This is a genomic window from Streptomyces sp. NPDC006450, from assembly GCF_040612195.1.
In the GTDB taxonomy this organism is placed as follows: Bacteria; Actinomycetota; Actinomycetes; order Streptomycetales; family Streptomycetaceae; genus Streptomyces.
Genome location: NZ_JBEXPT010000068.1, coordinates 1 through 19,756, shown reverse-complemented (window position 1 = coordinate 19,756; position 19,756 = coordinate 1). Strand labels below are relative to the sequence as shown.

Annotated in this window: 16 protein-coding genes; 11 read left to right on the top strand and 5 right to left on the bottom strand. The window is 72.6% G+C overall.

Annotated features, from left to right (window positions below):
- Positions 1–306 precede the first annotated feature (306 nt).
- Positions 307–3,453 carry an isoleucine--tRNA ligase gene (gene ileS, locus ABZY57_RS20470; protein ID WP_356513876.1) on the bottom strand — a complete coding sequence of 1,049 codons (3,147 nt, stop codon included), beginning with the start codon at positions 3,451–3,453 and terminating at the stop codon, positions 307–309.
- A 605-nt stretch (positions 3,454–4,058) separates the two neighbouring features.
- Between ileS and ABZY57_RS20465 the strand changes: the two genes are divergently transcribed.
- The 5 genes from ABZY57_RS20465 to ABZY57_RS20445 all read left to right on the top strand — a co-directional run bounded on the left by ABZY57_RS20465 (position 4,059) and on the right by ABZY57_RS20445 (position 8,971).
- Positions 4,059–4,898, top strand: coding sequence for a TraR/DksA family transcriptional regulator (locus ABZY57_RS20465; RefSeq protein WP_356513851.1), 840 nt, complete (start codon positions 4,059–4,061; stop codon positions 4,896–4,898).
- Between the two features lie 219 nt (positions 4,899–5,117).
- Positions 5,118–5,681, top strand: a complete 564-nt coding sequence (gene lspA / locus ABZY57_RS20460; RefSeq protein ID WP_356513849.1) for a signal peptidase II — start codon at positions 5,118–5,120, stop codon at positions 5,679–5,681.
- 76 nt (positions 5,682–5,757) lie between these two features.
- A complete protein-coding gene (locus tag ABZY57_RS20455) occupies positions 5,758–6,699 on the top strand; it encodes an RluA family pseudouridine synthase (RefSeq protein WP_356513847.1) in 942 nt (313 codons plus the stop codon).
- A 59-nt stretch (positions 6,700–6,758) separates the two neighbouring features.
- Positions 6,759–7,181 (top strand): GNAT family N-acetyltransferase, encoded by a 423-nt coding sequence (locus ABZY57_RS20450; RefSeq protein WP_356513874.1) that lies wholly within the window; start codon positions 6,759–6,761, stop codon positions 7,179–7,181.
- A gap of 197 nt (positions 7,182–7,378) precedes the next feature.
- Positions 7,379–8,971: a Na+/H+ antiporter gene (locus tag ABZY57_RS20445; protein WP_356513845.1), complete on the top strand. Its 1,593-nt coding sequence runs from the start codon at positions 7,379–7,381 to the stop codon at positions 8,969–8,971.
- A gap of 58 nt (positions 8,972–9,029) precedes the next feature.
- On the opposite strand, the gene ABZY57_RS20440 is transcribed toward ABZY57_RS20445, so the two are convergent.
- Entirely contained in the window at positions 9,030–10,112 is a 1,083-nt protein-coding gene (locus ABZY57_RS20440; protein ID WP_356513843.1) for an SDR family NAD(P)-dependent oxidoreductase, read from the bottom strand.
- On the bottom strand, positions 10,109–11,311 hold the full coding sequence (locus ABZY57_RS20435) for a UDP-N-acetylglucosamine--N-acetylmuramyl-(pentapeptide) pyrophosphoryl-undecaprenol N-acetylglucosamine transferase (RefSeq protein ID WP_356513841.1): 1,203 nt from the start codon (positions 11,309–11,311) through the stop codon (positions 10,109–10,111). The genes ABZY57_RS20440 and ABZY57_RS20435 overlap by 4 nt, the downstream gene beginning before the upstream one ends.
- 72 nt (positions 11,312–11,383) lie before the next feature.
- Between ABZY57_RS20435 and ABZY57_RS20430 the strand changes: the two genes are divergently transcribed.
- Both ABZY57_RS20430 and ABZY57_RS20425 read left to right on the top strand, forming a co-directional pair.
- Positions 11,384–12,067: a response regulator transcription factor gene (locus tag ABZY57_RS20430; protein WP_356513839.1), complete on the top strand. Its 684-nt coding sequence runs from the start codon at positions 11,384–11,386 to the stop codon at positions 12,065–12,067.
- Entirely contained in the window at positions 12,064–13,491 is a 1,428-nt protein-coding gene (locus tag ABZY57_RS20425) for a HAMP domain-containing sensor histidine kinase (protein ID WP_356513837.1), read from the top strand. The genes ABZY57_RS20430 and ABZY57_RS20425 overlap by 4 nt, the downstream gene beginning before the upstream one ends.
- Before the next feature lie 130 nt (positions 13,492–13,621).
- Here the strand turns inward: ABZY57_RS20425 and ABZY57_RS20420 are convergent, their stop codons facing one another.
- Together ABZY57_RS20420 and ABZY57_RS20415 are read right to left on the bottom strand one after the other, a co-directional pair.
- Positions 13,622–14,455, bottom strand: coding sequence for a PIG-L family deacetylase (locus ABZY57_RS20420; protein WP_356513835.1), 834 nt, complete (start codon positions 14,453–14,455; stop codon positions 13,622–13,624).
- A gap of 215 nt (positions 14,456–14,670) precedes the next feature.
- Positions 14,671–15,663, bottom strand: a complete 993-nt coding sequence (locus ABZY57_RS20415) for a ScbA/BarX family gamma-butyrolactone biosynthesis protein (protein WP_356513833.1) — start codon at positions 15,661–15,663, stop codon at positions 14,671–14,673.
- 380 nt (positions 15,664–16,043) lie between these two features.
- Between ABZY57_RS20415 and ABZY57_RS20410 the strand changes: the two genes are divergently transcribed.
- From ABZY57_RS20410 to ABZY57_RS20395, 4 genes are all read left to right on the top strand, one after another.
- Complete coding sequence (locus tag ABZY57_RS20410) at positions 16,044–16,739, top strand: HAD family phosphatase (protein WP_356513831.1); 696 nt, start codon at positions 16,044–16,046, stop codon at positions 16,737–16,739.
- A 55-nt stretch (positions 16,740–16,794) separates the two neighbouring features.
- Positions 16,795–17,577: a glucose 1-dehydrogenase gene (locus ABZY57_RS20405; RefSeq protein ID WP_356513829.1), complete on the top strand. Its 783-nt coding sequence runs from the start codon at positions 16,795–16,797 to the stop codon at positions 17,575–17,577.
- Between the two features lie 145 nt (positions 17,578–17,722).
- Entirely contained in the window at positions 17,723–18,496 is a 774-nt protein-coding gene (locus ABZY57_RS20400) for a ScbR family autoregulator-binding transcription factor (protein ID WP_356513827.1), read from the top strand.
- A gap of 248 nt (positions 18,497–18,744) precedes the next feature.
- Positions 18,745–19,524, top strand: coding sequence for an AfsR/SARP family transcriptional regulator (locus tag ABZY57_RS20395; RefSeq protein WP_356513825.1), 780 nt, complete (start codon positions 18,745–18,747; stop codon positions 19,522–19,524).
- The last annotated feature ends 232 nt before the right edge of the window (positions 19,525–19,756 follow it).

Genomic DNA, 19,756 nt, shown 5'->3' with positions numbered 1-19,756 from the left:
CGGCAGACGGTTCGGGCCGGGCCCGGTGCCCCCTCGGGGGCACCGGGCCCGGCCCGTTTTCCGTACCCGGGCGGTACGGGGCCCCCGCGAGCCGGGCGGTCGCGCCCTGCGGGGGCCGTCCCCTGCCCGCCCTTCCACCGTTCCCCGGGCTGCGCCCGGACCCTCCTGGGCTCCGCCCCAGACCCCGCGCCTCACACGCCGGCGAGGCTGGACGATGCCGCGCAGCGGTGGAAGGGCGGGTAGGGGACGGGAAACAGCTGTGGCCCGGACCCCTTGGTCAGGGGGCCGGGCCACGGGGCCGAAGGGCTACGCCTTGCGGAGGCGGAAGGTCAGGCCGAGGGGCTCGTCCGTGAAGGGGTCGCCGTACGTGGCGTCCGCTTCGCCGGACGCGTAGTCCGTCGCCAGGACCTCGTCCGCGATGAGGGACGCGTGGTCCGTCAGGGCCGTCACGAGCTCCGGGTCCGAGGTGGACCAGCGCAGGGCGATCCGGTCGGCCACGTCGAGGCCGGAGTTCTTCCGGGCCTCCTGGATCAGCCGGATCGCGTCACGGGCCAGGCCCGCGAGCCGCAGCTCCGGGGTGATCTCCAGGTCCAGGGCCACCGTCGCACCGGAGTCGGACGCCACCGACCAGCCCTCGCGCGGGGTCTCCGTGATGATGACCTCCTCCGGGGTGAGGGTGACGGGCGAGCCGTCCACCTCGATCTCGGCGGAGCCGGAGCGCAGGGCCAGGGACAGCGCCGCCGCGTCGGCCGCGGCCACCGCCTTCGCCACGTCCTGCACGCCCTTGCCGAAGCGCTTGCCGAGCGCACGGAAGTTCGCCTTGGCCGTGGTGTCGACCAGGGAGCCGCCGACCTCCGAGAGGGAGGCCAGCGAGGAGACGTTCAGCTCCTCCGTGATCTGGGAGTGCAGCTCGGGGGAGAGGGTCTCGAAGCCCGATACGGCGACCAGCGCGCGGGACAGCGGCTGGCGGGTCTTCACGCCCGACTCGGCCCGCGTCGCGCGGCCCAGCTCCACGAGGCGGCGTACCAGCTGCATCTGCCGGGACAGCTCCGGGTCGATCGCCGAGGCGTCCGGGACCGGCCACGTGGTCAGGTGCACCGACTCCGGGGCGTCCGGGGTGACCGGGACGACCATGTCCTGCCACACCCGCTCCGTGATGAAGGGGGTGAGGGGGGCGAGGAGGCGGGTGACCGTCTCCACGACCTCGTGCAGCGTGCGCAGCGCGGCCGCGTCGCCCTGCCAGAAGCGGCGGCGGGAGCGGCGGACGTACCAGTTGGAGAGGTCGTCCACGAAGGAGGAGAGGAGCTTGCCGGCGCGCTGGGTGTCGTAGGACTCCATCGCCTCCGTGACCTCGGTCGTCAGGGCGTGCAGCTCCGAGAGCAGCCAGCGGTCCAGGACCGTGCGGTCCGCCGGCGCCGGGTCGGAGGCCGACGGTGCCCAGTTCGAGGTGCGGGCGTACAGGGCCTGGAAGGCGACCGTGTTCCAGTACGTGAGGAGCGTCTTGCGCACGACCTCCTGGATCGTGCCGTGGCCGACGCGGCGCGCCGCCCACGGGGAGCCGCCGGCCGCCATGAACCAGCGGACGGCGTCGGCCCCGTGCTGGTCCATCAGCTGGATCGGTTCGAGGGTGTTGCCCAGGTGCTTGGACATCTTGCGGCCGTCCTCGGCGAGGATGTGGCCCAGGCAGACCACGTTCTCGTAGGAGGACTTGTCGAAGACGAGGGTGCCGACCGCCATCAGGGTGTAGAACCACCCGCGGGTCTGGTCGATGGCCTCCGAGATGAACTGCGCCGGGTAGCGCTTCTCGAAGATCTCCTTGTTCTTGTGCGGGTAGCCCCACTGCGCGAACGGCATCGAACCCGAGTCGTACCAGGCGTCGATGACCTCCGGCACGCGCACCGAGGTGAGGGTGCAGCCCTCGGCCGTGCAGGGGAAGGTGACCTCGTCGATGTAGGGGCGGTGCGGGTCGAGGCCCGACTGGTCCGTACCCGTCAGCTCGCCGAGCTCCTTGAGCGAGCCGACGCAGGTGAGGTGGTTCTCCTCGCAGCGCCAGATGGGCAGCGGGGTGCCCCAGTAGCGGTTGCGGGACAGCGCCCAGTCGATGTTGTTGTTGAGCCAGTCGCCGAAGCGGCCCTGCTTGACGGAGTCCGGGAACCAGTTGGTCTTCTCGTTCTCCCGCAGCATCGCGTCCTTGACGGCGGTGGTGCGGACGTACCAGGACGGCTGCGCGTAGTAGAGCAGGGCGGTGTGGCAGCGCCAGCAGTGCGGGTAGCTGTGCTCGTAGGCGATGTGCTTGAAGAGCAGGCCGCGCGCGTCGAGGTCGGCGGTCAGCTTCTCGTCGGCCTTCTTGAAGAAGACCCCGCCGACCAGCGGGACGTCCTCCTCGAAGGTGCCGTCGGGGCGCACCGGGTTCACGACGGGCAGGCCGTACGCACGGCACACCGCGAGGTCGTCGGCGCCGAAGGCGGGGGACTGGTGGACCAGACCCGTGCCGTCCTCGGTCGTGACGTACTCGGCGTTCACGACGTAGTGGGCCTCGGCCGGGAACTCGACGAGGTCGAAGGGGCGCTGGTACGTCCAGCGCTCCATCTCCTTGCCCGTGAAGGACGCGCCGGTGGCCTCCCAGCCCTCGCCGAGGGACTTCTCCACCAGCGGCTGGGCGACGACCACCTTCTCGGTGCCGTTGGTGGCGACGACGTACGTGACGTCCGGGTGCGCGGCCACGGCGGTGTTGGAGACCAGGGTCCAGGGCGTGGTCGTCCAGACCAGGAGCGCCGCCTCGCCCGCGAGGGGGCCGGAGGTCAGCGGGAAGCGGACGTAGACCGAGGGGTCGACGACCGTCTCGTAGCCCTGGGCCAGCTCGTGGTCCGAGAGGCCGGTGCCGCAGCGGGGGCACCAGGGGGCGACGCGGTGGTCCTGGGTGAGCAGGCCCTTGTTGAAGATCTCCTTCAGCGACCACCACACCGACTCGACGTACTCGGGGTCCATGGTGCGGTAGGCGTCGTCCAGGTCGACCCAGTAGCCCATCCGGTTCGTGAGCTCGGTGAACGCGTCGGTGTGGCGGGTCACCGACTCGCGGCACTTGGCGTTGAACTCGGCGATGCCGTACGCCTCGATGTCCTTCTTGCCGTTGAAGCCCAGTTCCTTCTCGACGGCGAGCTCGACGGGCAGGCCGTGGCAGTCCCAGCCGGCCTTGCGGGCCACGTGGTAGCCGCGCATGGTGCGGAAGCGGGGGAAGACGTCCTTGAAGACGCGGGCCTCGATGTGGTGCGCGCCGGGCATGCCGTTCGCGGTGGGCGGGCCCTCGTAGAAGACCCACTCGGGGCGTCCCTCGGACTGCTCCAGGGTCTTGGCGAAGGTCTTGCTCTCGCGCCAGAAATCGAGGACCGCGTGCTCAAGGGCAGGCAGGTCGACCTGGGCGGGTACCGGGCGGTACTGCGGCGGTGTGGTCATGAGGCTGAACTCTTCCTCCGGCGGGGTGTCACTTCCGTCCGGAGGGACGAGAGCCATGCCCTGAAGATCAGGGACTGCTCCCGCGGTACCACCCTCCTTGGCCTCCGGACCTGTGGTCCGACGGCCCCCTCATTGGGGTGCGAAGCCGGTTCTACTCGCCCTACGGGAATCCCGGTGGGCTTTCTTCCGGCGGCTCCGGGGTGATCCTTCGCATCGCGCTCGCCCCCGGGCTCTCACCGTCCCCGGGTCGCTCCTGGCTGCGTCCGACGCTACTCGTCCCCATCCATGCTTCTCGCTGGGCCCAGTGTACGGGCCGGGGGGCTGGTCGGCAGACCGGTTTACGGGGCGCGGCGCGGGGTGCGGGCGGGGCGTGGACCGGGGCCCGGACCGGGCCCGGACCCGGGCCTGGAATGACACGAATGGCCCGACGGGCCGTTCCGGGGTGCGGTGGGGCGGGTGGGGCGGATTACCGGGCTCCCTGCTGGGCACAACGGATGCAGGTTGACCTCGATGGACGCGTGCCCCGTTGCCGCGGGGCCGGAGTCGATTTATCGTTCCGGCACGATTCGCGAGCAATGATCACAGTATGTGAAGGGGCCGCGGCCATGGTGGCGAAGAAGACCGCCGGGAGTACTGCCAAGAAGGCTGTCGGAAAGGCTGCGGAGAAGCCGGCGCAGGAGCCGGTGACGGAGGTGGCGGCCCAGGAACCGGGGGCCGGACCGGTGGACGGGACCGACGTCGGGAAGAAGGCGGGCACCGCGAAGAAGGCGGCGGCCGGCACCAGGCCGCCGGCGGCCGTCACGAAGGCCGCCGGCGGGAAGAAGACGGCCGCCGGAAAGGCACCTGACGGGAAGGCGGCCGCCGTGAAGAAGACGGCCGCGAAGAAGGCCACGGCCAAGACGGCCGGGGCCGAGGGGGCGGCGCAGGCCGCGCACGAGACGGGAGCCCGGAAAGTGGTTGCCAAGAAGAGCACCGGCACGGCCAGGAAGACGGCCACGGCCGCTACCAGCGGGCTGCCCAAGGCGCGGGCCACGGCGGGCCTGGCGCCCGGCGAGCTCGCCGTACGGCCCGGCGAGGACCCCTGGACCCCCGAGGAGGTCGCCGAGGCGCGGGCCGAGCTGGAGAGCGAGGTGCTGCGGCTGCGCGCCGAGCTCCAGGCCTCCGACGAGGCGATCTCCGGGCTGATGAGGGACTCCGGCGACGGCGCGGGAGACGACCAGGCCGATACCGGGACCAAGAACATCACCCGGGAGTCCGAGCTCGCCCTCGCGGCGAACGCCAATTCGATGCTGGAGCAGACCGAGCGCGCGCTGGAACGGCTGGAGGCGGGCACGTACGGCCTCTGCGAGAACTGCGGACAGCCCATCGGCAAGGCGCGGATGCAGGCCTTCCCGCGGGCCACGCTGTGCGTGGACTGCAAGCAGAAGCAGGAGCGGCGGCACTGAGCGGGGGCCCGGCAGGAGCTGAGCGGGGGCCGGGACGGTGCCTGGCGGGCACCTGAGGGCCCCGGGCCGGCCCGGCGGGCTCCGGTCGAGGTCCGGCCGGGGCGGCGGCCGAAGGGTGCCCTGACGTACTCTCGTGTCTCGTCAGGGTCCATGGACCTGGCGGGTCGGTCGGCGCGGTGCCGTCCAACAACCTGGTTCGAGCTAGTTCGAGGGACTCACGTGGCAGAGGCGGAGCGCATCATCGGTACGCCGGAGGTCGGGGAAGAGGGCACCCAGCCCGAATCCGCCGCGCCCAAGGGGCGGCGGCGGATCGTCGCGCTGCTCGTCGTGGCGCTTCTCGCCTACCTCGTCGACCTGGGCAGCAAGATGCTGGTCGTCGCGAAGCTGGAGCACCAGCCGCCGATCCAGGTCATCGGCGACCTGCTGAAGTTCGACGCGATCCGCAACCCCGGCGCCGCCTTCGGCTTCGGCGAGGCCTTCACGATCATCTTCACCTGCATCGCCGCCACCGTCATCGTGGTGATCGTGCGGCTGGCGCGGAAGCTGTACAGCCTCCCCTGGGCGATCGCGCTGGGCCTGCTGCTGGGCGGGGCGCTGGGCAATCTGACCGACCGGATCTTCCGCTCGCCGGGAGTCTTCCGCGGGGCGGTCGTCGACTTCATCGCACCGGCCCACTTCGCCGTCTTCAACCTCGCGGACTCGGCGATCGTGTGCGGCGGGATCCTGATCGTCCTGCTCTCCTTCAAGGGTCTGGACCCGGACGGCACCGTCCACAAGGACTGATCCGGCGAGCGGGCCGCAGGCCGATCGCAGCCTGATCGCGGGAATGGTCTTCCGTCGAGTCCTGCATACTCGACGGGTGAGTACGATTCCCGAGATCCGCACCCTGCCCGTACCCGATGGCCTCGAGGGCGAGCGCGTCGACGCCGCCATCGCCCGTATGTTCGGTTTTTCCCGGACGAAGGCGGCCGAACTCGCGGCCGCGGGAAAGGTGCTGGTCGACGGCAGTGTCGTCGGGAAGTCCGAGCGTGTGCACGGTGGCGCCTGGCTCGAAGTCGAGATGCCCGAGCCGCCGCGGAAGGTCGAGCTCGTCGCCGAGCCCGTCCCCGGCATGGAGATCGTCCATGACGACGACGACATCGTCGTCATCATGAAGCCGGTCGGCGTCGCCGCCCACCCCAGCCCCGGCTGGACCGGCACCACCGTCATCGGCGGCCTCGCCGCCGCCGGCTACCGCATCTCCACCTCCGGCGCCTCCGAGCGCCAGGGCATCGTGCACCGGCTCGACGTCGGAACCTCCGGCCTGATGGCCGTCGCGAAGTCGGAGCGGGCGTACACCTCGCTGAAGAACCAGTTCCGCGAGCGGATCGTCGACAAGCGCTACCACGCGTTGGTGCAGGGCCACCCGGACCCGATGAGCGGCACGATCGACGCGCCGATCGGCCGGCACCCCAACGCCGACTACAAGTGGGCCGTGACCCAGGAGGGCAAGCCCTCCGTCACCCACTACGACCTGATCGAGGCCTTCCGCGCCGCCTCGCTGCTGGACATCAAGCTGGAGACCGGGCGCACGCACCAGATCCGCGTGCACATGGCCGCCCACAAGCACCCCTGCGTCGGCGACCTGACCTACGGCGCCGACCCGACCGTCGCGAAGCGCCTCGGGCTCACCCGCCAGTGGCTGCACGCGGTGCGGCTCGGCTTCGAGCACCCGTCGGACGGGCAGTGGGTCGAGTTCGCGAGCACCTACCCGGCGGACCTGCAGAACGCGCTGGACGTGATCCGCAAGGAGAGCGAGTGACCTCCGGCGGCGGCGGTGCCGGCGGCGTCGCCGTACGGGTCGCCGTCACGGAGGCGGACATGAAGGCCTGCTTCGCCGTGCGGACCGAGGTCTTCGTGGTCGAGCAGTCGGTGCCGGAGTCGATCGAGTACGACGCGTACGACGAGATCGCGCTGCACGTGCTGGCCGAGGGGCCGGACGGGAGCGCACTGGGCACCGGCCGCCTGCTGTACGGGCCGCGGGCCCTGGGCAAGACGGGATCCCCGGAGGTCGGATCGCTGGGACGGCTGGCCGTCAGCAAGTCCGCGCGCGGACTCGGGGTGGGGGTCGCGCTGGTGCGGGCGATCGAGGCGGAGGCGGCTCGGCTCGGGCTGTCCGCGGTCGATCTTGGTGCGCAGACGCATGCGATGGGGTTCTACGAGCGGCTGGGGTACGTGGCCTACGGGCCGGAGTTCCAGGACGCGGGTATCGCGCACCGGTCGATGCGGCGCGCTCTGCCGTAGTCCCGGCCGGGGGCGCGCAGCCCTGCGGGTCCGTCCCCCCCGCCCTTCGCCGTTCCCCGGGCTCTGCCCGGACCCGCTCCTGGAACGCCGGAGGGGCTGAAAAGGTCGCAGCGGCGTCCGGGACGGAGACCCAGGACACGGCGCGGCACGCACCCTCAACCCCCTCGCCGGGCGCGGCGGGCTGGCAGGGTGTGGGAGTGGATCAGCTGGCGCTGCTGTTCGTGTTGTTGCTCGGGGCCGTGGTGACGGTGCCGCTCGGGGACCGGCTGGGGTTGCCCGCGCCGGTGTTGATGACGCTCGGCGGGGTGGTGCTCGCGCTGGTGCCGGTGGTGCCCAATGTCGACATCCCGCCCGAGTACATTTTGCCGCTGGTGCTGCCCCCGCTGCTGTACGCCTCCGTCCAGCGGACCTCCTGGCGGCAGTTCGCCGCCAATGTGCGGCCCATCCTGCTGTTGGCCGTCGCGCTCGTCTTCGTGACCACCGTGGCCGTCGCCTTCACCGCCCACGCCCTGGTGCCGGGGCTCTCGATCGCCGCGGCCGTCGCGCTCGGCGCGCTCGTCGCCCCGCCCGACCCCGTCGCCGCCACCGCCGTGGCCGGATCGCTCGGGCTGCCCCGGCGCATGGTGTCGATCCTGGAGGGCGAGGGGCTCTTCAACGACGTCACCGCCATCGTGCTCTACCACGTGGCCATCGCCGCCGCCGTCAGCGGCACCTTCTCGTGGCCCGACGCGCTCGGCGAGTTCGTGCTGTCGGCGGTCGTGGCCGTCGCGGTGGGGCTCGGGCTCGGCTGGGCCGCCAACCGGCTCATGGGACGGCTCGGCGATGCCACGCTCCAGATCGGGCTGACGCTGCTCGTGCCGTTCGTGGCGTACGTGCTGGCCGAGGAGTTGCGGGGCTCCGGAGTGCTGGCCGTGCTGACGACCGCGCTGTTCCTCGCCGAGTACGCGAACGACGCCGACGACGTGCTGGGCCGGCTCGCCGGGCACACGTTCTGGGAGGTCGTCGACATGCTGGTCACCGGCGTCGCCTTCGGCCTGATCGGGCTGGAGCTGCACAACGTGTTCGGGGCCGCCCGCGGCCGGGGCTGGGAGATGGCCGGGTGGGCGGCGGTCGTGGTCGCGGTGGTGATCGGCGTACGGCTGGTGTGGCTGCTGCCGGCCGGCTGGCTCGCCAAACGGCTCCACTCGCGGCGCGACTACGACGAGGAGATCCCGCTGAGCTGGCGGGAGTCCGTGGTGATGTGGTGGGCGGGGATGCGGGGCGTGGCCTCGGTGGCCCTCGCCCTGGCCATCCCGTTCACGACGGACGCGGGGGAACCCTTCCCGGCCCGGCAGGAGATCGTCTTCATCGCATTCGCCGTGATCATGACCACCCTGGTGGTCCAGGGCCTGACCCTGCCGTGGCTGGTCCGCCGGCTCGGCGTGGAGGCCGACACGGACGCGGAGGCGGACATCGCCCGCGCGCTGGCGATCCGCGCGGCCAAGGCCGCGAAGCGGCGGCTGAAGGAGATCGAGGAGGTGGAGGACCTGCCCGAGGACCTCGTGGAGGTGCTCTACCGCAGGGCGTACGACGTGGGCGCCAGGATCAGCCCCGACATGGTCGACGAGGAGCGGCGGGAGGCGTACGCCAAGCGGGTGGAGCGGATCCGCGACGTGCAGCGCATCCAGCGGGAGATGATGTCCGCCGCCCGGCACGAGGTGCTGGCCGCGCGCAGCGAACCGGGCGCCGATCCGGAGATCGTCGACCGGGTGCTGCGGCATCTGGACGTCCGCAGCCTGCGCAGCCCGTAGGCGCGGGCCGTGGGCGCGGGCCGTGGGCGCGGGCCGGGCAGGATCCGAAAGAGCCGGCCTAGACCTGGTAGCGGTCCGGGGCGAAGAGGTGGAGGTGGGCGGCGATCCACTCCGAGGTGCGGGTCAGGCCCTCCTGGAGGGAGACCTCGGGCTTCCAGCCGGCCCAGTCGCGGGCCCGGGTGTGGTCCGACAGCAGGCGCTGGACCTCGCTGCCCGAGGGGCGCAGCCGGGCGGGGTCCACGACGATCTCCGCGTCCCGGCCCGACGCCGCGATCAGGGCCCGGGCCAGGTCGCCGATGGAGATCTCCTCGCCGGCGCCGAGGTTGACCACTTCGCCGAGGGCCCGGTCGCAATCCGCGACCGCGAGGAAGCCGGCCGCGGTGTCGGTCACGTAGGTGAAGTCCCGGGTGGGCGTCAGGGAGCCCAGGCGGACCTCCCGGGCGCCCGAGTGGAGCTGGGCGAGGATGGTGGGGATGACCGCGCGGGCCGACTGGCGCGGGCCGTAGGTGTTGAACGGCCGGACCACCGTCACCGGCAGTTCGAAGGCGTGGTGGAAGGAGAGCGCCATCATGTCGGCGCCGATCTTCGAAGCGGAGTACGGGGACTGCGGCTGGAGCGGGTGGCTCTCGGAGATCGGAGCCGTCAGGGCCGTCCCGTAGACCTCGCTGGTGGAGGTGTGGACCAGGCGGCGCACGCCGTGGCGGCGGCAGGCCTCGGCCATGTTCTCGGTACCGGTGACGTTGGTCTGCACGTACGCGCCGGGTGAGGCGTAGCTGTACGGGATCCCGATCAGCGCCGCCAGGTGGAAGACCGTGTCGCAGCCGGCCACCGCGTCGCTGACCCGGCCCGCGTCACGGACGTCGCCGGCCCACATCTCCACCGGTCCGCCCGGCTCGGCCAGGTACCGGGCCAGGTGGCCCTTCTCCGCGTACGGCTTGTAGTGCACGAAGGCGCGCACCTTCGCGCCCCGCGCGACCAGCAGGTCGACGAGGGTGGAGCCGATGAAGCCCTCGGCGCCCGTGACGAGGACGGTGCGGCCGCTCCAGTCGGCGCAAGTGCGCGCCGCGGTGAGGGCCGGCGTGGGCGTCGGAGCGGGGGAGGTCGTGGGGGTGGGCGTGGGCGTGGGCACGTGCGTGGTCATACGAGCTCCAGGGGAGTGGGGGAGAAGGAGGGGAAGCCGGCGACCCGCAGGACCTGCGAGGCCAGCAGTTCGGCGGCCCGTGCGTGCGGGCCCGGGTCGGCCGCGCCGGCCATCGCCGCCAGCCGCGCCGGGTCCGCCAGCAGCGGGGCGAGCAGGTCCGCGAGGCCGTCGGCCGTCGCCCCGGCGTCCGCCAGGAGCAGGCCGGCGCCAGCGTCGGACAGCACCCGGGCGTTGTGGGTCTGGTGGTCGCCCGGGGCGTAGGGGTAGGGGACCAGCACCGCGGGGACCCCGGTCGCCGCGAGCTCCGCCACCGTCGCCGAGCCCGCCCGGCACACCACCAGGTCGGCGGCCGCGTAGACCAGGTCCATCCGGTCCAGGTAGGGCACGGCCCGGGCGATCCGCCGCCCGCCCGAGGCGGACAGCCCGGCGATGGTGTCCGCGAGCGCCGCCGGACCCGTCTTGATCAGCAGCTGCACGTCCTCCCGCGCCTGCCAGGCGGCCGCCAGTCCGGCCGCGGCCGACGTCAGGCGGGCCGCGCCCAGGCTGCCGCCGTTGAACACCACCAGCCGCCGCCCGTCCGGCACCCCGAGCTCCCGCCGGGCCTCGGCGCGCCGGACCGCCCGCTCGGGACGGGACAGTTCGGCGAGGCCCGACAACGCCGCGGAGATGGGCATTCCGGTGGTCAGCGCCCGCGCCCCGCCCGCCAGGTGCGCGCGGCTGCGGTCGAAGGCCACCGCCATGTGCGGGGTGAGGCGGGCCGCGAACCGGTTGGCCCGGCCCGGTACCGCGTTGGACTCGTGGATGACCGCCGGCAGTCCGGCCAGCCGGGCCCCGAGCACGGCGGGCGCGCTCGGATAGCCGCCCATGCCGACGGCCACTCGCGCGCCCTGCGCCCGGATCACCGCCCGCGCCTGCCCGGCCGAGCGCAGCAGCGCGGCCGGAAGGAGGTAGCGCCTGGCGCCCAGCGCCGGGTCGAAGGGGATCATGTCCACGGTGTGCAGGCGGTAGCCGGCGGCCGGGATCAACTCGGTCTCCAGGCCGCGTTCGGTACCGATGAACGAGACCACGGCGTCCGGGACGGCTGCGCGCAGCGCCTCAGCCAGCGCGAGGCCGGGATAGATGTGGCCGCCGGTGCCGCCCGCGCCGATCACGACGGAAAGCGGCCGGTGTGAGGGGGAGGGAGGGGGTGAGGAGGTCATGGCCGCAGACTTCCGGTGCGCCCTAAGAAGGTTCTAAGAAGTTCTCCCGGAGGGTTTGGGAGGCTTTGTTCCATGCAGCGGATTCTGGTGGTGGACGACGAGCCCGAGGTGCGGGCCGCCGTCGAGGACGGGCTCGCCGTCGAGGGGTACGAGGTGCGCGGTGCGGTCGACGGGCTGGCCGCACTGTCCGAGGTGGCGCTCTGGCAGCCGGACGCGGTGGTCCTCGACGTGATGATGCCGGTGCTGGACGGGCTCGCCGTGTGCCGGCAGCTGCGTGCGGTGGGCGACCGTACGCCCGTGCTCGTCCTCACGGCCCTGGACGCGGTGAGCGACCGCGTCGACGGGCTGGAGGCGGGCGCCGACGACTACCTGGTCAAACCGTTCGCGCTCGACGAGCTCGTGGCCCGGGTACGGGCCCTCCTGCGGCGGGCCGCCCCCGAACCGGCCGGGGACGCGCCCGTGCTCGCGTACGGGGACCTCGTCCTCGACCCCGCCACCCGTACCGGCCGGCGCGGCGAGCGGCCGCTGGAGTTCAGCCGGACCGAGTCGGCGCTGCTCGAACTGCTCCTGCGCCACCCCGGGCAGGTGCTGCCGCGGGAGCTCGTCCTGGAACTGGTGTGGGGCCGCGACTTCGGGCCGGACTCCAACTCCCTGGCCGTCTACGTCGGATACCTGCGCCGGAAGCTGGAGGCCGGCGGCGAGCCCCGGCTGGTGCACACCGTGCACGGGGTCGGCTACCGGCTGGACGCCGCGTGAGCCGGCGGGGGCCCGGAGCGCGGTGGCGGCGCAGGCGGCCGCTGCGGACCCGGCTGGCGCTGGCGGTCACGGCGGCGGTGGCGCTCGTCGCGCTCGGCGTGTGCGCGGCCGCCTTCCTCGTCGTGCGCGGGGCGCTGTACCGGCAGCTCGACCTCAGCCTGACCCAGTCCGCCCGCCTCGCCGCCCAGCGCAACCCGGACTCCGGACCCGGGACCCTGAGCGGGGAGTGCCGGTTCCTGGCGGCGCCCGCCTGCGCCGAGGTGGTGCCGGCGGACCCGGGGCGAGACCCCGGCTCGCCGCCGTACCTGCTGCCCGTCACCCCGGCCGCGCGGGCCGTGGCGGCGGGCGCGAGGGCCCCGTACTACACCGACATCGTGCACGCCGGGCATCCGGCGCGGATGCTGACCACCGACTACGGCAAGGGGCGGGCGCTCCAGGTGGCGCTGCGGGCGGACACCGTGAAGGACGGCATCGAACAGGCGGCGTGGTGGCTGGCGTTGACGGCGGCGGCCGGGGTGCTCCTGGCCGCCCTGCTCGGCCACTGGGTCGCGCGGACGGGTCTGGCACCGGTCACCCGGCTCACCGCCACCGCCGAGCGGATCGCCGCCACCCGGGACCCGAGACACCGGATCGAACTGCCGCCGCCGGGGCGCGGCCGCGAGGACGAGGTCACCCGGCTGGCCGGGAGCTTCAACACCATGCTGGGGGAGCTGGAACAGTCCGTGACCGCGCAGCGCAGACTCGTCGCGGACGCCTCGCACGAGCTGCGGACCCCGCTGACCGCGCTGCGGACGAACGCGGAGCTGCTGGCGCGGGGGGACCGGTTGACGGCGGAGCAGCGGGAGCGGGCCTCGCTGGCGCTCGGGCGGCAGTTGCGGGAGGTCACGGGTCTGGTCAACGACCTGATCGAGCTGGCCCGCGACGAGGAGCCGCAGCTGCTGGTGGAGCAGGTGCGGCTGGCTCCGCTGGTGGAGTACTGCGTGGGGGCCGCGCGGGCGCACCGGCCCGGGGTGGCCTTTCGGGTGCGGGCGCCTTCGGCGTCGCCGTCCCGGGGGGAGGGGGAGGTGGTGGTCGCGGGAGTGCCGGCGCGGCTCAGCCGGCTGCTGGGGAACCTGCTGGACAACGCGGCGAAGTTCAGCCCGCCGGGGGCGGAGGTGGAGGTGTCGCTGGCCGTCCGGGGGGACGGCTGCGCCGAGGTGACCGTACGGGATCACGGGCCCGGCATCTGCGACGCGGATCTGCCGTACGTCTTCGACCGGTTCTACCGGGCGGGGTCGGCGCGGGCGCTGCCCGGGTCCGGGCTCGGGCTGGCGATGGCCCGGCAGATCGCGCGGGCGCACGAGGCGGAGTTGGTGGCCGAGGCCGCCCCGGGCGGGGGCGCGCTCTTCCGGCTGACGTTCGCGGCCCCGGGCCGGGTGCGCTGACCGGTGGGGGCGCAGGTGTGGAGGAACGCGGCCGCGCGGGCGGGGGCGTCCGTGCGGGTCGGCGACCTTCGCCGGGCCGGGGAGGGAGCGGACGGCGCGGATGCGGTCGGGCCCCGGCCGGACGGGAGGGTCAGCGCAGTCCGGCGAAGAGGTCGGTCTCGGGTACGGCCGCGCCGGTGGGGCCCTTGACGCGTACGAAGGTCTCCGTGCCCATCAACTCGCCGAACACCTCCTTGCCCATCTTGAGGAAGAAGATGCTCTCGCCCTGGCTGGCGTGCGCGGCCAGCGCGTCGAACTTCTGGCCGCTGAAGGCGAGGGTGTCCACCCACGTGGTGATCTCGTCGTCGGGGAGGCCGATCTCGGCCAGCGCGGCGGCCTCGGCAGGATCCGGCTCCGGCATGTCCTCGCTGAACTCGTGCATGATCTCGCCGAACCGCCGCATCAGCGAGTGGGGCATCGTCGTCCAGTACACCTTCGGTGTCAGGCCGGTCATCTCCAGCGCCGCCATCGTGATCCGGTGGGCCTGGATGTGGTCGGGGTGGCCGTAGAAGCCGTTCTCGTCGTAGGTGACGACCACGTCGGGCCGGTAGTGGCGCATGAGCTCCGCGAGTCGGGCGGCGCCTTCCTCCACGGGGGTCTGCCAGAAGGATCCGGGGGCGTCGTTGCTCGGCCAGCCCATCATTCCGGAGTCGGCGTAGTCCAGCGTCTCCAGGTCGCTGATCTTCAGGACGTCACGGCTCACCTCGAGTTCCCGACGGCGCATGGAGGCGACGGCCGCCGGATCGTGCCCGGGGTCGCCGGGCTTGACACCCCCGGGCCCGTCACCGCAACCACCGTCGGTACACGTCACGAGAACCGTGCGGATGCCTTCCGCGGCGTACCGGGCGAGGACCCCTCCGGTTCCGGTGGCCTCGTCGTCGGGGTGGGCGTGCACTGCCATGAGCGTCAAGGGCCGGTCTGCCATGGAAACAGTCCTCCTGCGGACGTACGTCGTGGTCCGGGTGCGCGGCGGGTGTGCCGCGGTCCCGGGGCCCGGATGCCGGTGGGGCGGACGACCTCGTGGCCTCCGTGTCCCCGCCCGTGCGGCGCCGGTCCCTCGGTCGGTACAACCGTGACGGCCGTACCGGGTGTTCCCGGTACGGCCGCTGGGCTTGCACGACGCCGGCGTGCGATCAGGGCTCAGAGCAGCGACGCAACGGTCCCGACCGGCTCGGTGACGACGACGGCCTCGAAGACCTGCTCGCCGTCCTGGACGCCCGTCACCCGGATCGACCGGGCCGCGGTGCCGCCCAGGTCCGCCGAGGCGGGTTCCGCGTGGATCCACAGCGGGCTGCCGAACTCGGCGTAGCGCTGGTAGGTGCTCCTGACGGTGACCGGCATGACGCCGGCCTCGGCGCCGATGGTCACGGCCTGGCGGGCGGCCTCCAGCAGGACCATGCCGGGCACGTGGTCGCCGACGTGGTCGAAGAGCACGGGGTGGCGGATGTCGTAGCGCAGTTGCCACACCCCCGGGCCGCAGGACGCGGAGAGGACGACGTCGAAGGGGGAGAGCCGGCCGACCTCCGCGGGTGCGACCGGGGCGGGCCCGAGCACCGAGTCCGGCTGTCTGGAGAGCTGCTTGGCGCGCAGCCGCTGGTACACGGCCGGCGAGGTGACGGTGTAGCCGACGCGTCCGGTGGCGATGACGCGGTCCCCCTGCCGGATCACCACCTCGTAGGTGAGCGCCGTGAGGCGGTTGCCCCGGCGGCGTATCTCGGGGCAGGTGACGATGAGGTCGAGGTCCGCGGGGGCCTCGCCCATGGCGAGTTGCTCGGGGACGGTGGAGTACTCGAGCGACCAGAGCAGGAACTGGTGCCCGATCGGTACGTCGAAGGCCTCGTGCGCCAGGTACGCGCCGACCTGCCGGATGGTCTCGGCGATCAGCATCGGGTCGTAGTGGGTGCCTGCCACCGGTGCGAAGAAGCTGTGCCCGCGGGGCCATTGGGCCTTGATGTGGAAGCGGTCCTCGGCGATGCGGCACATACCGGTCAGGAAGACCTCGGCCACTGCCGCCCGGTGGACGAGCGCCCTCGGAACCGTGGTCGCCAGCCGGTTGTCCGTCTGGGCTTGACACGCGCAGTGCTCGGCCGGAGTAGGCGTGGTCAAAACCGTCGGTTCCAGGGTCGTGATCATGAAGTCCCTCATCGTGGACGAGTACAGCAAACCTCTACGGGGTTCAGAGTACGTACTTCCGAGTTTGGTTATCGGATTGATCTTGACCGAAGAGTGCCGTTGTTTCCGCACTCAGTGGCGCAAGGCACAGGCCAAACCCCCGTCGGGGCAAGCGAGTTGCGGGAAATGCCCAACTCGGGGCGGTTTTGCGGCGTGAGCTACGCCGCATCCCCGAGATCATCCGGCCTGGCGAGAATCAGCCGACGTCCGGTATCTTTCCCCGAGCAGAGCAACGCGGATACTGGTGGGTATTTTTCGGGGGGCTACCCGTATCCGCGTTGCGGCTGATTCGGAGTCCAGAAAACGTCTGCGCCGGCCCTCCCCCGCGTGATCGGAGCGCCATGCGCCCCCTGCAGCACCTGCGGCTCGCCGCCTTGAACATCGACGGTGTCCTGCTCAACGACACCTTCAGTCCGGTCATTCACGGGTTCATCACCCGGCGGGGCGGAACCTACGACGGCGAGGTGGAGCGCTCGATCTTCTCCCAGCCCCGGTCGGTCGCGGCCCCGGCCCTGGCCCGGGCCGCAGGGCTCGACTGGACTCCGGAGCGCGTGCTGGAGGCGTACTTCGAAGAACGGGCCGCCCACCTGGCGCAGCACCCGCTGCACGTGAGGGACGGGGTCGAGGAACTCCTGCTCCGGCTGCGGGGACTCGGGCTGCGGACCGTCTGTTACGGCGGCCTCGGCAAGGAGCACTTCGACCGCCATCTGGGGCACGTGGCCCACCTCTTCGACGGCCCCGGCTACATCAGCACCGACACGTTCCGCCCGGGGGTCCACGAGATCACCGTCGACTGGTTCGGCCTCGACCACTCCCAGGCGCTGTTCGTGGACGACGTGGCACGCGTCGCCGCGGTGGCCATCGACCTGGGTGTGCCCTTCATCGGGCATCCCAGTACCTTCGAACACGGCTTCCAAGGGCGCCAGATGCGCGAGGCCGGGGTGCGGCACCTGGTCGGATCGCTCGACGAGATCGACGAGGAACTCCTGCGCGCGGTGGACGCGCAGGCCGGTGCGGGCGCCGGCCGCGCGGCCTGAACCCGCCGCCGTGCCCGCCGGTGCGGAGCGGCACACCGAGTGCGAGGACGTGGAGATGAAGGGAACGGCAATGCAGGGGCACGGTCTACTGGAGGGCAAGGTCGCGCTGATCACCGGGGCGAGCAGCGGCATCGGAGCCGCGGCCGCCCGGGTGTTCGCGCGGGAGGGCGCGCGGGTGGTGCTCGCCGCCCGGCGCGAGCAGCGGATCAAGGATCTCGCCGAGGAGCTGCGGGCGCAGGGCGCGCAGGCGGCGTACGTGGTGACGGACGTGACCCGGCGCGGTGACGCGGAGGCCGCCGTCGCCCGCGCGGTCGAGGAGTTCGGCCGGTTGGACTGCGCCTTCAACAACGCCGGCTGGGGCGTGGGGCGCACACCGCTGCACGAGATGGACGACAAGCTGTACGACGAGATCATGGAAGTCAACGTGCGCGGGGTGTGGAACTGCCTGCGCCCGGAGATAGCCGCGATGCTTCGGACCGGCGGCGGGGCGATCGTCAACAACAGCAGCGTCGGCGGGCTGCTGGCCACCCCGGTGGCGGCCCCGTACGTGGCCGCCAAGCACGCGGTCATCGGCCTGACCAAGGCGGCCGCGGCCGAGTACGGGGCCCAGGGCATCCGGGTGAACGCGGTGGCACCCGGCACCACCCGCACCGAGGTGGTCGAGCAGTGGTTCGCGGCCGTGCCCGGCATCGAGGCGCAGCTGCACGCGGGGACGCCGCAGCCGCGTACCGCGGAGCCCGCGGAGATCGCCGAGGCCGCCGCCTGGCTCTGCAGTGCGAGGTCCTCGTTCGTCACCGGTGTGACGATGCCGGTGGACGGCGGGTTCTCCATGGTGTGAAACTGCCCTGAGGAGAACGTACCCCACGGCATGTAAAGCGCGGGTGTACGCAAGATGGCGGGGGAGATAAGGACTCATGCGCTGATCGCCCTGTGAAGGCGGACGCAGCGGCATGACGGACGGGGGGCGGGAGAGGTCGCATCACATGAGGACAGAACGACCGCAGGTCAAGCAGGACCGGGCGGTACGTACTCGCCGGGCGATCCTGGAGGCGGCAGCCCTGGTGTTCGAAGAGCGCGGCTATGAATCGGCCAAGCTCTCCGACATCGTCAACATCGCCAAGGTGACCAAGGGTGCGCTCTACTTCCACTTCGACTCGAAGGAACACCTCGCCCAGGCGGTGATCGACGCCCAGGTGGCGTCGGCCCCGGTCGCGATGCCCCAGGCCTTCAAGGTGCAGGAGTTCGTGGACACCGGGATGATCTTCTCGCACCGGTTGCGGCACGACGTGCTGATGCGGGCGAGCGCGCGGCTCACGCTGGACCAGACCGGCCTGAGCCTCGACCGGGCCTCCCCCTACGAGGCGTGGATAGAGCTCCACCTGGAACTGATGACGGAGGCCAAGGCCCGCGGCGAGCTGCTGCCGACCGTGGACCCCATTGTGCCGGCGCAGCTGATCGTGGGCTCCTACGCGGGGCTCAACATGATGTCCCACATGCTCGGACTGGACATGGAGGAGCAGGTTTCGGCCCTCTACACCCATGTCATGCCGAACCTGGTGGTGCCGTCCCTGGCGATCCGGCTGGACACGGCCCCGGGCCGGGGAGCCAGGGCGCTGTACGGACCGCAGGGGACGCACCCGTGTGACTACGGCTGCGCCTCGGGCGTGCGCCGGCCGGTCGCGGGCGCAGAGACCGAGGCGTGGACCCCGGCGGCCGGCATGCCGGAGGAAACCCGCGCGAGCGGAGCCCGCCCCTGACGGTGGCGCGCCGCAGCGGCGGTGAGGGATGTGCGGATGCCCGGACGGGGCCCTGGAAGGGGTCCTCCGTCCGGGCATTCGCACATCCGCGTCCGCGCGTCGCGTGCCCGACGGGGTCTCGTTCCGTGCGTCCCGGGGGTCTCGTTCCGTACGTCCGGACCCCGGTCTCTCACGGGTTGCAAAAAATCCTTCCGGGTATTATTTTTCTGACGCCCAGCGCCGCTGTGTCTGCCTCCAGGGAGGGAACCGTGGACATTCACGTACTCGGAGGGCTGCGCGTCACCGAGAACGGGGTTCCGATCGCGACGCCCACCCCGGAGGCCCGCCACGTGCTGGCGGTCCTCGCCGCCCATGCCGACCAGGTCGTACCCGTGTCGGTCCTGGCCGACGAGCTGACCAGCTGCGCCCCGCCCGAGCACACCCGGGCCGTCGCCCACGCCGCGGTCCGCATGCTGCGCGAGCAGTTCGCGGGGGCCCTGCAGTCCGGTCCGGGTGCGGTACGAACTCCCGACACGGTGCTGTCGGCGGTGCCCGGCGGGTATCTTCTCGACACCGGCGGCGGCCGGTGCGACTTCCGTGAGTTCGAACGCGAGGCGGGCGCCGGCTACCGGGCCATCTCCTGCGGAGACTTCGAGAAGGCGGCCCGCCGACTGCGCGGCGCCCTGGACCTGTGGTCCGGCCCGGCCTTCGCCGGGATCGACGCGGGCGCCTGGCTCGGCGAGCGCATCGCGGCCCTGGAGGAGACCCGGCACGCCGTGCTCGGTCAGTGGGTGGAAGCCGGACTGGCACTCGGCCGCCACTGCGAGCTGGACGCCGAACTCTCCGCCCTGCTCGTCCGGCACAGCGGCCACGGGCACCTCGACGAGCGGTACTTCGCGGCCCTGCGCCGCTCCGGGCCGCGCGTCGGACCGCAGCGCGGCCAGTCGCTCGCGGCGGAGCGGCGCCCGAACGGCGGACCCGCGACGGTGGTCTGGGCCCCGGGTCGCTCCGCCCTGCCGGCCGCCGCCCCGGCCATCCGGGCGGCCTAACCGGGGCATCCGGCCCGTCCGGCTCCGGTCCGGTCCGGTCCGGTTCGGTCCGGTTCGCTGTGTCCGGCGCCGGGCCGTTTCGGCACGTCAGGCCCCTGGCCGGCGATGTCTCCGTGGGTCCGGCCCGCGACGGCCCGCGACGGCGCGCGGGGCTGGGGGGCGGGGGGGGGCGGGGGGGGGCGGGCCCGCCCCGGGCCCGCCGGGGGGGCAGGCCGCGCGGCCGGCGGGGGCC